At 62.6% G+C, this 14,450-nt stretch carries 17 protein-coding genes; 13 read left to right on the forward strand and 4 right to left on the reverse strand.

All coding sequences use genetic code 11. The features are described from left to right. Positions 1-15 precede the first annotated feature (15 nt). The gene (locus tag LMTR3_RS07930; RefSeq protein ID WP_065744534.1) at positions 16-507 is read right to left on the reverse strand and encodes a phage holin family protein; all 492 of its coding nucleotides are present in this window, start codon (positions 505-507) and stop codon (positions 16-18) included. A 1-nt stretch (position 508) separates the two neighbouring features. Next, positions 509-784: a hypothetical protein gene (locus LMTR3_RS07935; RefSeq protein ID WP_065744535.1), complete on the reverse strand. Its 276-nt coding sequence runs from the start codon at positions 782-784 to the stop codon at positions 509-511. Between the two features lie 166 nt (positions 785-950). On the opposite strand from LMTR3_RS07935, the gene LMTR3_RS07940 reads away from it, so the two are divergent. Genes LMTR3_RS07940 through LMTR3_RS07950 form a run of 3 tightly spaced genes read left to right on the forward strand, consistent with a single transcriptional unit; the run spans position 951 to position 3,971 of the window. Then, positions 951-2,087: an ABC transporter permease gene (locus LMTR3_RS07940; protein ID WP_065744536.1), complete on the forward strand. Its 1,137-nt coding sequence runs from the start codon at positions 951-953 to the stop codon at positions 2,085-2,087. 2 nt (positions 2,088-2,089) lie between these two features. Continuing rightward, positions 2,090-2,863, forward strand: coding sequence for an ABC transporter ATP-binding protein (locus tag LMTR3_RS07945; protein WP_065744537.1), 774 nt, complete (start codon positions 2,090-2,092; stop codon positions 2,861-2,863). 4 nt (positions 2,864-2,867) lie between these two features. Further along, positions 2,868-3,971 carry an ABC-type transport auxiliary lipoprotein family protein gene (locus LMTR3_RS07950; RefSeq protein ID WP_065744538.1) on the forward strand — a complete coding sequence of 368 codons (1,104 nt, stop codon included), beginning with the start codon at positions 2,868-2,870 and terminating at the stop codon, positions 3,969-3,971. A 55-nt stretch (positions 3,972-4,026) separates the two neighbouring features. Here LMTR3_RS07950 and LMTR3_RS07955 read toward each other — a convergent pair whose 3' ends face one another. Then, on the reverse strand, positions 4,027-4,344 hold the full coding sequence (locus LMTR3_RS07955) for a c-type cytochrome (protein WP_065744539.1): 318 nt from the start codon (positions 4,342-4,344) through the stop codon (positions 4,027-4,029). Between the two features lie 195 nt (positions 4,345-4,539). On the opposite strand from LMTR3_RS07955, the gene LMTR3_RS07960 reads away from it, so the two are divergent. From LMTR3_RS07960 to ccoS, 10 genes are all read left to right on the forward strand, one after another. Then, a complete protein-coding gene (locus LMTR3_RS07960) occupies positions 4,540-5,253 on the forward strand; it encodes a Crp/Fnr family transcriptional regulator (protein ID WP_065744540.1) in 714 nt (237 codons plus the stop codon). Positions 5,254-5,346: 93 nt separating this feature from the next. Next, positions 5,347-5,487, forward strand: a complete 141-nt coding sequence (locus LMTR3_RS38350) for a hypothetical protein (RefSeq protein WP_176721836.1) — start codon at positions 5,347-5,349, stop codon at positions 5,485-5,487. Positions 5,488-5,943: 456 nt separating this feature from the next. Continuing rightward, positions 5,944-7,566 (forward strand): cytochrome-c oxidase, cbb3-type subunit I, encoded by a 1,623-nt coding sequence (gene ccoN, locus LMTR3_RS07965; RefSeq protein ID WP_502686610.1) that lies wholly within the window; start codon positions 5,944-5,946, stop codon positions 7,564-7,566. 11 nt (positions 7,567-7,577) lie between these two features. After that, positions 7,578-8,312 carry a cytochrome-c oxidase, cbb3-type subunit II gene (gene ccoO, locus LMTR3_RS07970; RefSeq protein WP_065744542.1) on the forward strand — a complete coding sequence of 245 codons (735 nt, stop codon included), beginning with the start codon at positions 7,578-7,580 and terminating at the stop codon, positions 8,310-8,312. Positions 8,313-8,324: 12 nt separating this feature from the next. Continuing rightward, on the forward strand, positions 8,325-8,489 hold the full coding sequence (locus LMTR3_RS07975) for a cbb3-type cytochrome c oxidase subunit 3 (RefSeq protein WP_065744543.1): 165 nt from the start codon (positions 8,325-8,327) through the stop codon (positions 8,487-8,489). 7 nt (positions 8,490-8,496) lie between these two features. Next, a complete protein-coding gene (ccoP, locus tag LMTR3_RS07980) occupies positions 8,497-9,369 on the forward strand; it encodes a cytochrome-c oxidase, cbb3-type subunit III (protein ID WP_065744544.1) in 873 nt (290 codons plus the stop codon). A gap of 99 nt (positions 9,370-9,468) precedes the next feature. Continuing rightward, a complete protein-coding gene (gene ccoG / locus LMTR3_RS07985) occupies positions 9,469-10,932 on the forward strand; it encodes a cytochrome c oxidase accessory protein CcoG (protein WP_065744545.1) in 1,464 nt (487 codons plus the stop codon). 20 nt (positions 10,933-10,952) lie between these two features. After that, on the forward strand, positions 10,953-11,450 hold the full coding sequence (locus LMTR3_RS07990; protein WP_084029475.1) for a FixH family protein: 498 nt from the start codon (positions 10,953-10,955) through the stop codon (positions 11,448-11,450). A gap of 19 nt (positions 11,451-11,469) precedes the next feature. Next, entirely contained in the window at positions 11,470-13,662 is a 2,193-nt protein-coding gene (locus LMTR3_RS07995) for a heavy metal translocating P-type ATPase (protein ID WP_065744546.1), read from the forward strand. Further along, positions 13,662-13,868 carry a cbb3-type cytochrome oxidase assembly protein CcoS gene (gene ccoS, locus LMTR3_RS08000; RefSeq protein ID WP_065744547.1) on the forward strand — a complete coding sequence of 69 codons (207 nt, stop codon included), beginning with the start codon at positions 13,662-13,664 and terminating at the stop codon, positions 13,866-13,868. The genes LMTR3_RS07995 and ccoS overlap by 1 nt, the downstream gene beginning before the upstream one ends. Positions 13,869-14,058: 190 nt before the next feature. On the opposite strand, the gene LMTR3_RS38355 is transcribed toward ccoS, so the two are convergent. Next, positions 14,059-14,214 carry a hypothetical protein gene (locus LMTR3_RS38355; RefSeq protein ID WP_176721837.1) on the reverse strand — a complete coding sequence of 52 codons (156 nt, stop codon included), beginning with the start codon at positions 14,212-14,214 and terminating at the stop codon, positions 14,059-14,061. Positions 14,215-14,450: the final 236 nt, after the last annotated feature.

Genomic DNA, 14,450 nt, shown 5'->3' on the forward strand with positions numbered 1-14,450 from the left:
CTGCCTCCGCCGTGGTCAGCTCGGGTCTGCGGCGGGCGTAGGCGCAGGAGCGGTTGCCCTGGACTTCCTCAGGGTCCTCACGATGATGGTAATCAGCGGCACCAGCACCAATGGCAGCACGCTGTTCAGAGGATGCTGCACCATGCCGGTGAATTGCGATTGCAGGGCGCGGGCCTCGCCTTGCAAGGCCTCGACCGCGGAGCCGTGAATTTCGGTCGCCAGGTCGAGCTCGCGGCCAGCGGGAGGTCTTCCGCCAGCGACGAACAAGATGGCCGCGATCACGAAATTGGCGGTGCCGAGAATTGCCGCCGCGGAAATCGCGCTCCAGATCTGCACGAGTGCGAAATAGGCCGAGAGCTCCAGCATCAACAGGCCGAAGGCCGCGATCAGCGCCGCAAACGCCCGCAAGCCGAGCCCAACCAGCATATGCCGCATCCGGATCTCCGCGATGATGCGATCGGTGCGCCAGAGTGCGCGCAAATGCTTGACGACGTTCTCGCTGTTCACGTTAGTGCCTCCTCAGCATGAAACCGATCGCGACGCCGACCGCGAAGGCGGACGCCAGCGCCGCAATCGGCCGCTCTGCGATCAACCTCTCGACATGCTCCTCTTCCTCGCTCAAGATTTCGCCGAGGTCGGACAGAGCCGCCTTGACCGACTCGACGAGTGCCTCGGATCGGTTCTTCGCGGCATCGAGAATATCGTCGGCAGGCATGTTCAAGAGGAGCGACACCTCGCTCTTGAGCGCCTGCAACTCTTCGCCCAATCCGCCTGATTTGAACATCGCGCTCGCCCGTTTTCCTTGTCTTTCGAATTCTAGGCGAGGCAGCACGAATGCCCTTTGATTTGGGTCAACCGTAATAGACGCGTCCGTGCTTTGAGGCAGGTCAACATGGAAGCCGCGCCTGCGGCCTAGAGAATGAGAGCAATCTGATTGAGGAAATATCATCTTGGCGACCGCACCTCTGCTAACGGTGACGCCATCGGGCGATGCGCTCGAACTGCGTCCGGGCGGCTCCTGGACGGCTTCGAATGCGGCGACGCTCGAACAGCTTTCCAATGATATTGCGCCGCAGCTCGATCGGGCCGCTGCCGTCAAGGTCGATATGGCCGGGGTCCGCGAACTCGACACGCTCGGCGCCTGGTTGTTGGAGAAAATGTCGCGGCGGGTCGCTTCCGCCGGTCGCCGCGCCGATATCATCGGTATTGCCGACAATTATGCCGGCCTGATCGACGAGGTTCGCCAGGTCAACCGGCGAACGCCCGCGCCGGCACCTGCGCGCAATCCCGTCGTGGCAAAGCTCGGCGATATCGGTCGCGCCACGATCGGTTCGAGCGAAGATATCGCCGCATTCCTGCAGATGCTGGGCTCGCTGTGCATCGCCATCCTGGGCGTCCTGCGTCGGCCGCGATCGCTGCGGCTGACGTCGCTGACCTACCAGCTCTATCGCGTCGGCTGGCAGGCGATACCTATCGTCGTGCTGATTACCTTCCTGATCGGCGCCATCATTGCGCAGCAGGGCATTTTCCATTTCCGCAAGTTTGGCGCGGATTCCTATGTCGTCGACATGGTCGGCATTCTCGTGCTGCGCGAACTCGGCGTTCTGATCGTCGCCATCATGGTCGCGGGACGTTCGGGCAGCGCCTATACCGCCGAACTCGGCTCGATGAAGATGCGCGAGGAAATCGACGCGCTGTCGACGATGGGGCTGGATCCGATCGAAGTTCTGATGCTGCCGCGGATCCTGGCGCTGGTTTGCGCGCTGCCGATCCTGAGCTTCATCGGCTCGATGGCGGCGCTCTACGGCGGCGGCCTCGTCGCCTGGTTCTACGGCGGCATGGGGCCGGCGATCTTCCTCGCGCGGCTGCATGACGCCGTCTCTGTCACCCATTTCGAGGTCGGGATCATCAAGGCGCCGTTCATGGCGCTGGTGATCGGCATCGTCGCCTGCAGCGAAGGCCTGCGCGTGAAGGGCAGTGCCGAGTCGCTCGGCAAGCAGACCACCACGTCGGTGGTCAAATCGATCTTCCTGGTGATCGTGCTCGACGGACTGTTTGCGGTGTTCTTTGCGTCGATCGGAATGTAGCCATGCAAGAGAGCGCCGAACACTTTGCCATTCGCGTACGCGATCTCGTGGTCGGCTTCCGCCGGCACGTCGTGATCGACCGCCTCGCGCTGGACGTCTGCCGGGGCGAGATCCTCGGCCTGGTCGGCGCTTCCGGCGGCGGGAAGTCGGTGCTGATGCGAACCATCATCGGCCTGATCCCTCGACAGGGTGGCGAGATCGAGGTGATGGGCTCGCCGATCAACCACGACCGCGCCACACGAGGTGCGGCCGGGCGATGGGGCATCCTGTTCCAGCAGGGGGCGCTGTTTTCTTCGCTCACCGTACGGCAGAACATCCAGTTTCCGTTGCGCGAAAATCTCGTGCTCTCCGAAGCGCTGATGGACGAGATCGCGACCGCCAAGCTCGAAATGGTCGGGCTCAAGCCGGAGGACGGCGACAAGTTTCCTTCCGAGCTCTCCGGCGGCATGACCAAGCGCGTGGCGCTGGCGCGTGCGCTCGCGCTCGATCCCGCGATCGTGTTTCTCGACGAGCCGACCTCGGGACTCGATCCGATCGCTGCCGGCGATTTCGATGCGCTGATCAAGACATTGCAGCAAACGCTTGGCTTGACGGTGTTCATGGTCACCCATGATCTCGCCAGCCTCAATACCGTCTGTGACCGTGTCGCGGCGCTGGCCGACGGCAAGATTGTCGCCATCGGCCCGATGCACGAACTGCTTCAATCCGAGCATCCCTGGGTGCGGGCCTATTTCCACGGCAAGCGTTCCCAAATGCTGCAACCCAGAGCGAGCTAACCAGATGGAAACCCGCGCTCCATTCGTCATTGTCGGCGCCTTCGTGCTGGCGGCCATCATGGCTGTATTCGGCTTCGTCTACTGGCTGCAAAACACCGGCGGGCTCGGCCCGCGCACCAGCTATCGCGTGCAGTTCGAGGGATCCGTGCCCGGACTGCTTGTCGGCGCAGCGGTGCTGTTCAATGGCATTCGGGTCGGCGAGGTGACGGAGCTCGGCCTCGCTCCCGGCAACCCGCGCGGCGTCAATGCGACCATCTCGGTTGCTTCGACCACGCCGGTGCGCGCTGATACCAAGGTCGGCCTGGAGTTCCAGGGCCTTACCGGCGTGCCCGTGATTGCACTCGAAGGCGGCACGCAGGTCGCGCAGAGTGGCGCGATACCGACGCTGGTCGCCGAGCCGGGCGCGGGGCAGGGCATGACGCAAGCCGCGCGCGACGCGCTACGCAAGGTGGATACGGTGCTGTCGGAGAATTCGGGGGCGCTGAAGGACACGATCACCAACTTGAAGGTGTTTTCGGAGGGCTTGGCCCGTAACACCGGCAAGCTTGACGGTATCGTCGCCGGCCTCGAACGCATGACCGGGGCAACCGCTCCGCCGCCGAAGATCACCTATGATCTGCGCGCGCTGCCGAGCTCGGGCCCGGCAAGCAAGGTCATCAATGTGCAGTGGGCGATTCCGGAGCCGACGGCGGTTGCGATGCTGGAGACGCAGCGCTTCCTGTTCTCGCCGGCGCAGGAATTCCCCGGGTTCGCTGAGGCGATGTGGGCCGACGCGCTGCCGAAATTGATCCAGGCGCGGCTGATCGAGAGCTTCGAGAATTACGACATCGTGCATGCGCCGCTGCGCATGGCCGATGTCGGACAGACCGAATTCCAGTTGCTGATCGATGTCAGGCGGTTCCGCATCGCCATCGAGTCGGGCCCCGTCGCCGAAATCGGATTGTCGGCCAGGATCGTCGACAAGAACGGCAAGATCGTCGCCTCGCACCTGTTCGAGGAGCGCGAGAAATTCGCTACCGTCACGCCGCCCGAGGCCGTCGCCGCGTTCAGCGAAGCATTCGGCCGGATTGCAAAGAACGTGATCGCCTGGACGGTCCAAGCGCATTAGGCAGGTGGCCTGGCTCGGCGAGGAGCCAGACCAACAGCGCTACCGGCGGAATGCGCTACTCGAGCGTCTTGAGATACGCCAGCAGATCGCCGATCTGGTCCGGCTCGAGTTGAAAGGCCGGCATCGTCGGATGGCCGGTATAGATGCCCTCGGCCAGCGCCTCTCCGAGAGTCTCGACCGGGTAACGCTTGTGCAGCGTCCGGAATGGCGGCGCGATCTTGAGCGGACTCGGTGAAACCTTGTCGATCGAGTGGCACTTCGCGCAGTTGTTCAGCGCAAAGGTCTTGCCACGCTGCTCCTGGGGTGAAGCCGCCGCGGCCGGCATCAGGGTCGTGAGCGCAAACGCCAGCGACATCAGAATTCGTCGGATCATTGCACCTTCGACTCCGTGGAAAAGCGCGGTTTTCCAGCCCAGAGCCGTACTGTGAAGGTTAAATCGTCGGCCAATTTGATCTGGATCAATCAGCGGGCGAGGGATCCGCTACAATGAACTATATCTCCTGATGCTGGAGTGCGGGCCTTGGCCGGGGGATAGGGCGTCAATCCGACGCTCGAACGGGCAGGAGCAATGATACGAACCATCTCTCCGAATCGGGCAAGTTTCGGCCGCTGCTCGGCCTGTACTGTTCGATCACTCAGCATCTGCAACGCGCTTGACCAGGCCGACCTTGCGGAGTTCGAGCGGATCTCCCGTCACATTCATTTCGCTCCCAATGAGGCGCTGTTCACGGCGGGCCAGATCGCGCGTTCCGTCCACAGCCTGACTGCGGGTGTCGCACGTCTGTACAAGCTGTTGCCGGATGGGCGGCGCCAGGTGATCGGCTTTGCGCTGCCGGGCGATTTTCTCGGCGTGGCGCCGTCCGATCGCTACAGCTTTTCGGCGGATGCAATCGATTCCGTGACTGTATGCCGTCTCTCCAGGGAGGCGTTCACGCATTTCATTGAACAGCGGTCACACTTCCTGATGCGAATCAACGAGTTCGCGGCACGGGAACTGAAGCTGGCGCAGGAGCAGATGTTGCTGCTGGGCCGGCGGACCGCCGAGGAGAAGGTCGCGTCCTTCCTCGTGGGCTGGCGGCAGCGTCTGGCTCAGATCGGCGATGAACGGCAAACCATTGCGCTGCCGATGAGCCGGCAGGATATCGCGGATTATCTGGGGCTGACGATCGAAACGGTGAGTCGGACACTGACCCGGTTCGAGCGCGAAAAGATGCTCATCATCGTAGCCGGGGGCGTCCGGCTGCTGGACCCGAGCCGGGCTGCCGCCATGGCTGCGGCATGAGAAATCCCGCGTAAATGATGGTGCGTTTGATCCAGGTCAAAGCCCCGCGTAAGGCCGGCCGGCATGCTGGCTCCATCAAAGGAGATCGTCCGCATGCCTACCGATTCGTTGCTCGTTGCCGTCTGCGTCGTTGCGGTGTTCGCGGTCTTTGCCGCGGTGCTGTTCTGGGGTGACCTGCAGACCCGGCCGAAACAATTGGCCAAATCCTCCGCCGCCAAGCGCCGCGCGTTCTGACCGCTACCCGCTCCGACACGACGCGATTGAGCGGGCCGTCTGATCTCCCTTGACTCACCTCAAGGCGCCGGGCGCGCTTTGCACTTTGGTGGCGCGTGATCCTGCGAGGTCTCGTTGTGACGATGATATCCGCCGTTACGGGAAGATTGACTGCCGCCATCGGCCGCCTGTTACGGGCAATCGCCGCCGGGTTCGGGTGCTTGGCCGAACCGAAAAGGATCACCCGCGCAGAGTTGAACGAGTTCGAAGTTTCGCCGGAGCGAGCGAAGGTTACGCAGGCATATCTGCCGATTGGACCGTCCTGCTGTTGAGTTCGCACCAAGCCGCATCGTTACGAAATGCGCAAAACCGCAAGAAATTGACTTCGATCAATCTCGCGGTCGCGTAGCTGTGATCAGTGAGACCCATCCGCAGAAGAGAATCTAGCCCATGACCCAATCTCCAACCGCAAAATCGATGACACATGGCGAGGCCGGTCTGGTGCTGGTCTTTTCGCTGACCGCATTCTTTTGCCTGCTCGCCGTGGCCAAGGCGCAGGACACGGCGTTTGCCTTCCACGCCGCGCTGTCGTCCGCCGCGAGCCTTTGGGCGGTCATTGCGATCGTCAATCGATATTTCGCCCGTCCGTCGTCGCTGCCGCCGCAGGAAATCCATGGCCGTCCCAACTACAACATGGGCCCGATCAAGTTCGCAGCCGTCATGTCGGTGATCTGGGGTATCGCAGGATTCGCAGTCGGGGTATTGATCGCGTCCCAGCTCGCATGGCCTTCGCTGAATCTCGATCTGCCTTGGACCAGTTTTGGCCGCCTGCGGCCGCTGCATACGTCGGCGGTGATCTTCGCCTTCGGCGGCAACGTGCTGATCGCAACTTCGCTCTACGTCGTGCAGAAGACTTGCCGCGCGCGCCTAGCGGGGGATCTGGCCCCATGGTTCGTCGTCATCGGCTACAATTTCTTCATCCTGATTGCCGGCACCGGCTATCTGCTCGGCGTCACCCAGTCGAAGGAATATGCCGAGCCGGAGTGGTATGCCGACCTGTGGCTGACGATCGTCTGGGTGGTGTATCTGCTGGTCTTCCTGGTGACGATCATTAAGCGAAAAGAGCCGCACATCTTCGTCGCCAACTGGTTCTATCTCGCCTTCATCGTCACCATCGCTGTTCTGCATCTCGGCAACAATCCCGCGCTGCCGGTTTCGGTGTTCGGCTCGAAGTCCTATATCGCCTGGGGCGGCGTGCAGGACGCCATGTTCCAGTGGTGGTACGGGCACAACGCGGTCGGCTTCTTCCTGACCGCCGGCTTCCTCGCCATTATGTACTACTTCATTCCGAAGCGCGCCGAGCGGCCGGTCTATTCCTATCGGCTGTCGATCATCCACTTCTGGGCGCTGATCTTCCTCTATATCTGGGCTGGCCCGCACCATCTGCACTACACGGCGCTGCCGGACTGGGCGCAGACGCTCGGCATGACGTTCTCGATCATGCTGTGGATGCCATCCTGGGGCGGCATGATCAACGGCCTGATGACGCTGTCGGGTGCCTGGGACAAGCTTCGCACCGATCCCGTGCTGCGCATGCTGGTCGTGTCGGTCGCCTTCTACGGCATGTCGACCTTCGAAGGGCCGATGATGTCGATCAAGGTCGTGAACTCGCTCAGCCACTATACTGACTGGACCATCGGCCATGTGCATTCCGGTGCGCTGGGTTGGGTCGGCTTCGTGTCCTTCGGCGCGCTGTATTGCCTGATTCCCTGGCTGTGGGATCGCAAGGGGCTCTACAGCCTGAAGCTGGTCAACTGGCACTTCTGGACCGCCACCATCGGCATCGTGCTCTACATCTCGGCGATGTGGGTATCGGGAATTTTGCAGGGCCTGATGTGGCGCGCCTACACCTCGCTCGGCTTCCTCGAATATTCCTTCATCGAAACCGTGGAAGCGATGCATCCCTTCTACATCATCCGTGCCGCAGGCGGAGCGCTATTCCTGATCGGGTCGTTGATCATGGCCTATAATCTCTGGATGACGGTGCGTGCAGGCGAAGCGGAAGTGCAGTCGCCCGTCGCTCTTCAGCCGGCGGAATGAGGAGCGCAGCAATGTCTTTCTGGTCACGGCATCAAATCTTCGAAAAGAACTCGATCATCCTCGTCGCGGGGATCCTCGTAGTGATCGCGATCGGCGGCCTCGTCGAGATCACCCCGCTGTTCTACCTCAAGAGCACGATCGAAAAGGTCGACGGCGTCAGGCCGTACACACCGCTCGAGCTTGCCGGTCGCAACGTCTACGTCCGCGAGGGCTGCTATCTCTGCCACTCGCAGATGGTCCGGCCGCTGCGCGATGAAATCGAGCGCTACGGCCACTATTCGCTCGCCGCCGAGAGCATGTACGACCACCCGTTCCAGTGGGGGTCCAAGCGAACGGGCCCCGATCTCGCTCGTGTCGGCGGCAAATATTCGGACGAATGGCATGTCACGCATCTGAACAATCCGCGCGCGATCGTGCCGCAATCGGTGATGCCCGGTTATGCCTTCCTGTCGCAGACGGAAGTCGATGAGGCCAGCGTCGCGGACCATCTGCGCGCCAACCGCGCCGTCGGGGTGCCGTATACGGACGACCAGGTTGCCAATGCCGTCGCCGATCTGAAGGCCCAGGCCGATCCCGACAATGCGGGCGTCGATGCATTCGCCAAGCGCTATCCGAAGGCGGTTACCCGCAACTTCGATGCCAAGGGCGGCGCGCCTACCGAAATGGATGCGCTGGTGGCGTACCTGCAGATGCTCGGCACGCTGGTCGACTTCAAGCTTTACAACGAAAAAGCAAATCTGCGCTGAAAAGGCACAACGATGAAAGCAATTCTCACTGTCCACAATATCGCGTCGGACCTCGTTACATCGGTCTGGACGCCGATCTTCGTCGGAATCTTCATCGCCATCGTGACCTACGCCCTTTGGCCGCGCAACCAGGCCGTCTTCGACGAAGCGGCGAAAATGCCCTTGCGCGAGGAGTGATCTGATCATGACCGAACATAGCGACATCGATCACGTTTCCGGAAGGGCGACCACCGGCCACGAGTGGGACGGCATCAAGGAGCTCAACACGCCGCTGCCGCGATGGTGGGTGATCACCTTCTATCTGACCATTGTCTGGGCGATCGGCTACTGGATCGTCTACCCCGCGTGGCCGCTGCTCTGGAGTCACACGACCGGCATCTGGAATTACTCCACCCGCGCCGAGGTCGCTACCGAGCTCGCCAATCTGGAAAAGATCCGCGGCGACAAGATGGTGGCACTCGGAGCCGCCTCGCTCGAGGAAATCGAGAAGAATCCCGCCTTGCTGGCACTGGCTCGCGCGCGCGGCAAGACGGTATTCGGCGACAATTGCGCGCCTTGCCACGGCAGCGGCGGCGCCGGCGCGAAGGGCTATCCCAATCTGAACGACGATGAGTGGCTGTGGGGCGGGAGCCTCGACCAGATCATGCAGACGATCCAGTTCGGTGCCCGCTCCGGGCATCAGAAGGCGCATGAGGGTGCTATGCTGGCGTTCGGCAAGGATGGAGTTCTCAAGAAGGACGAGATCGTCACCGTCGCCAATTACGTCAGGTCGCTGTCGGGACTGCCGACGGCCGCGGGTTACAACGCAGCCGCCGGCGCGACGATCTTCGCCGACAATTGCGCCTCATGCCACGGCGAAAACGGCAAGGGGAACCAGGAACTCGGTGCGCCCGACCTGACCGACAAGATCTGGCTTTATGGATCGGACGAGGCGACGCTGATCGAGACCATCAGCAACGGCCGTGCTGGCGTCATGCCTGCCTGGGTCGGCCGTCTCGATCCATCCACGATCAAGGCGCTGACGGTCTACGTCCACTCGCTCGGCGGAGGCAAATAGCGGCCAGGCGATGCTGCGTCGCCGTTCCATTTGAGGTGGATCAAACGCGGCTGCGGGGCTGGGGCTAGAGTGAACTCCTGAGGCGAGATCAACCCAGCGATGAACAAAACCGTGAATCCCACCGACCTGCAGTTTGACGACGACGGGCCGCTTTACGCGGCCCGCAAGAAAGTCTATCCGCAGAGCGTTTCCGGAACATTCCGCCGGACCAAATGGGGCCTGATGGCGTTCTGCCTCGGGGTCTATTACCTGCTGCCGTTCGCGCGCTGGAATCGCGGTTTGGGTGCGCCAGACCAGGCGGTGCTGGTCGATCTGCCGAACAGCCGATTCTATTTCTTCTTCATCGAGCTTTGGCCGCAGGAAGTCTATTATTTCACCGGCCTGTTGATCGTTGCGGCGCTAACGCTGTTTCTGATGAACGCGGTCGGCGGCCGCATCTGGTGCGGCTATCTCTGCCCGCAGACGGTCTGGACCGACCTGTTCTATGCCGTTGAGCGGTGGGTCGAGGGCGACCGGCGTGAGCGAATGCGCAAGGATGCCGCCAAGGGCACCGTCACATTCCGGCGTGCCGGCGAAATCGCACTGAAGCATTCGATCTGGCTGATGATCGCCTGGTGGACCGGCGGCGCCTGGGTGCTCTATTTCACTGATGCCCCGACGCTGGTGTGGCAGCTTCTCACGTTCCAGGCGCCGATGATCGCCTATATCTGGATCGGCATCCTCACGGCGACGACCTACATCTTCGCCGGTTGGATGCGCGAGCAGGTCTGCGTCTATATGTGCCCGTGGCCGCGCATTCAGGCCGCGCTCACCGACGAATGGGCGCTCAACGTCACCTACAAATACGATCGCGGCGAAGCGCGCACATCGCTGAAGAAGGCGAGCGAGTTGCGCGCGCTCGGCCAGCCGGTCGGCGATTGCATCGATTGCTATCAATGCGTAGCCGTCTGCCCAACCGGCATCGATATCCGAAACGGCCCACAACTCGACTGCATCCAGTGCGGCCTGTGCATCGATGCCTGCGACACGGTGATGACCAGGATCGGCCGGGACACCCGCCTCATCGGCTACGACAATGACATCAACATTCACCGGCGACAGGAAGGCAAGCCGCCGATCTATCGGATCGTACGGCCGCGCACCATTACCTATGCCGCCATGATCGCTGCAGTCGGTGCGGTGATGCTCTACGCGCTGCTGACGCGGTCGCTGCTCGACATCAACGTGCTGCATGACCGCAACCCGGTCGCGGTAAAACTCTCCGATGGATCGATCCGCAATGCCTACACTGTCCGGCTGCTGAACAAGCGGGGCTTCGACCGCGTTATCGCGATCGACGCGGATGGTCCCGTCAACGCCACGCTTCACGTCGTCGGCGCCGATTCCGTGACGCAGGATCGGCCCATGATCATCCTGGCACGCGACACGACGACCGAGCTGCGGCTCTTGGTGACGGCGCCTGCGGAGAACAATCCCGAAAAATCCGTGCCGGTGCATTTCCGCGTCACCGATATCGGGCTCGGCGAGGTCGCCTCCGCCACCGACCATTTCGTGTCGCCATGATGTCCCTGAGGAGCATTGACATGAGCCGTGCGCAACAGCAAACGCCAATCACCGGGCGGATGGTGTTCTTCATGATGCTGGCGTTCTTCGGCGTCGTGATCGGCGTGAACGTCGTCATGATACGGCTTGCCATCCAGACCTTGCCCGGCACCGAGGTCGACAGCGCCTACAGCGCCAGCCTCGCTTATCAAAAGGAGATCGCCACCGCCCAAGCGCAGAGCGCGCGCAACTGGAAGGTCGATGCCCATGTCGAACGCAGCGGGCAGGGTGGCGCGACGCTGCAGGTCGAGGCGCGCGACAATTTCGGCCGGCCGATGTCCGGCGTGAAATTCCAGGGCCGGTTCGAGCGGCCGACCGACCGGCGGGCCGATCAGCTCGTTGCGCTCGCGGAAGTGGGAATCGGCATCTATCGCGGGACCGCGGAAGCCATTGCGCCGGGCCAATGGGATCTGGTGCTCGAGGGCGTCGCATCGGGACAGCGGCTGTTTCTGTCCAGGAACCGCGTGTTGTTGAACTAGAGCACAAAGAGACCGCATCATGCAGGCGACGCGAGACTTTTCACATTATGTCCGGCATCTAGGCTCGGGGCTGTCGCATATCGATCTGGCGGTGGAAGGCGTCAATTGCGCCGGCTGCATGTCGAAAATCGAGCGCGGCCTTTCCGCGCTTCCGGACGTGACGCTGGCGCGTGTCAACTTGACCGACCGTCGCGTGGCGCTGGAATGGAAGGAGGGTACGCTCGACCCGGCCCGCTTCATCGATAGGTTGGCCGAGCTTGGCTACAAGGCCTATCCGTTCGAGCCGGTGCGCGCCGAAGCCGTCGAGACGGAGCAGGCGAGCTTTCTGCTGCGCTGCCTCGGCGTCGCCGCCTTTGCTGCGATGAACATCATGATGCTGTCGATTCCGGTGTGGTCCGGCAATGTCAGCGACATGATCCCGGAACAGCGCGATTTCTTCCACTGGCTGTCGGCGCTGATTGCCTTGCCCGCGGCGGCCTATTCGGGGCAGCCGTTCTTCCGCTCCGCCTGGCAGGCTTTGCGCGCGCGACGCACCAACATGGATGTGCCGATCAGCATCGGCATCGTGCTGGCGCTCGCCATGTCGGTGATGGAAACGATCCACCACGCCGAACATGCCTATTTCGACGCCGCGCTGATGCTGCTCGCCTTCCTGCTAGCCGGCCGCTACCTCGATCAAAGCATGCGCCGGAAGACGCGGGCGGTCGCCGGAAACCTCGCCGCACTGAAGGCGGAAACGGCAACCAAGTTCGTCAGCGCCGACGAAATCAGCGTCGTGCCAATCGCGGCGGTGCGGACTGGCGACGTCGTCCTGTTGCGTCCGGGCGAGCGCTCTGCCGTCGACGGCGCCGTGATCGAGGGGCAGTCCAAGATCGACCAGAGCCTGATCACGGGCGAAACCTTGCCCGCGAAGGCGGGGCCGGGCACTCCCGTCTATGCGGGCACGCTCAATCTGTCCGGCGCCTTGCGGGTTCGGGTATCGGCGGCGTCCGAAGGCACGTTGCTGGCGGAGATCAGCCGGCTGCTCGACAATGCCGTGCAGGCGCGCTCCCGCTACGTGCAACTCGCCGACCGTGCGTCTCGGCTCTATGCCCCGGTCGTGCACGCCGCCGCGCTCCTCACCATGCTCGGCTGGGCGGCGGTGGGCGCCACCTGGCACGATGCCATCGTCACCGCGATCTCGGTTCTCATCATCACCTGTCCCTGTGCGTTGGGGTTGGCAATTCCGGCGGTACAGACCGTCGTGTCCGGCGCCATGTTCCGAACCGGCGTGCTGCTCAATTCGGGCGATGCCATCGAGCGGCTGGCCGAAGTCGATCGTGTGGTGTTCGACAAGACGGGAACGCTGACCTTGCCGGAGCTCGATGTCACCAATGCCGTCGATGTGCCGAAAGACGTGTTCGAACTCGCCGGGCGTCTGGCGCTTGCCAGCCATCATCCGGTCGCGGCCGCCGTGGCCCGGGCGTCCGGAGCGAGGACGCCATTGGCCGGGATCGAGGAGGTGGCAGGCCAAGGCGTCCGCGGCTTCGTCAACGGACTCGAAATCCGGCTGGGCCGGCCGTCGTTCTGCGGCGCGGACCAGATCGCCAACGAAATCCTGTGCCGAGATCCCGAGGCATCCGTCGTAGCCTTCCGTCACGGCGAGACGCGGCACGTCTTCGCCGTGCGCCAGCGCCTGCGCCCCGATGCGGCTGCCGCCATTGCCACGCTTCTCAGGACCGGGATCGAAGTCGAGATTCTGTCCGGCGATCGCGAGCCAGCCGTACGCCATGCGGCCGAACAGCTCGGCATTCACGAATGGCGCTCGGGCGTGACGCCGGCGGACAAGATTGCCCGCATCGAGGAATTGAAGCGGCAGGGCGTCAACGTCCTGATGGTCGGCGATGGCATGAACGACGCGCCGGCGCTCGCAGCCGCGCACGTCTCGATGTCGCCGGTCAGCGCGACCCATCTGAGCCAGTCGACCGCCGATCTGGTGTTCCTCGGCGATCGCCTTGCACCGGTCGTCGCGGCCATCGGCTTCGCGCGGAAAGCGCTGCGGTTGATGCGGCAGAATCTTTGGCTGGCAGCAGGCTACAACCTGTTTGCCGTACCGCTCGCAATCGCAGGCCTCGCCACGCCGCTGGTCGCTGCCGCCGCCATGTCGGGTTCGTCGCTGCTGGTGATCTTGAATGCGCTGCGCGCGCATCGCGGCGCCAGGGAGTTTTGCTGATGGAAGTTTTGGTATTCCTCGTGCCGCTGGCACTCACGCTCGGCGCCATCGGCCTGATGGGTTTCCTCTGGTCGCTCAAGAATGGCCAGTACGACGACCTCGAAGGGGCAGGCTGGCGCGCGATCGCCGATGACGAGCCGGTTTCGGAGGAGCCGGCGCCTTCGACTGCGAATTTTAAGATCAAGCAAAATCAGTCCGTCGGATAATATTTTGGCGGGCGGAGAGCGACGGAATGGAGAACTACCTTTACGCTATAGCCCTCCAAATGGAAACTTGAACGCTGGCCAGAACTCACTGAAGTCACGGGGACTTTCCAGCAAGAAGCGACTCTATTCGCTATTGCAGACGCTGCTTCTTTTGGACCTGCACGACTCCATGCGACCGGCGAGCCGGTCGCTAGTTGTAGAAACTATACTTCTCTCTCCGCAGGCTGAAGGCAGCCTCTCCGCCCTTCATAATACGTTTGATAGCCTCGCGTACCTCAGGCACGTCAATGGCACCTTCGCCGTGCTTGCGCTGGTCGGGGATCGACACGTCGTGTTCGGGCTGCATTGATGCCGCTCTCGGGCCTTGCTGCAGGTGTCAAAGAACGGCCCCAGCGCGTCGGGGAGGAAACACTGGGGCCGTTGAATGCGCGCCCCGGGCAATAGATAGAGGCGCGCGCAGTCAGCAAGAAACGGCCCCCATGCTTCGGGGGATGTGCACACTGGGGCCGTAAAGTCCCTCCTAATCATTGCCTAATTTTCCCGACCAGGGTTTGTTCCGGGTGGCTCAATTTGAGAGTTCCA

This window comes from Bradyrhizobium sp. LMTR 3 (genome assembly GCF_001693485.1).
Lineage (GTDB): Bacteria > Pseudomonadota > Alphaproteobacteria > Rhizobiales > Xanthobacteraceae > Bradyrhizobium.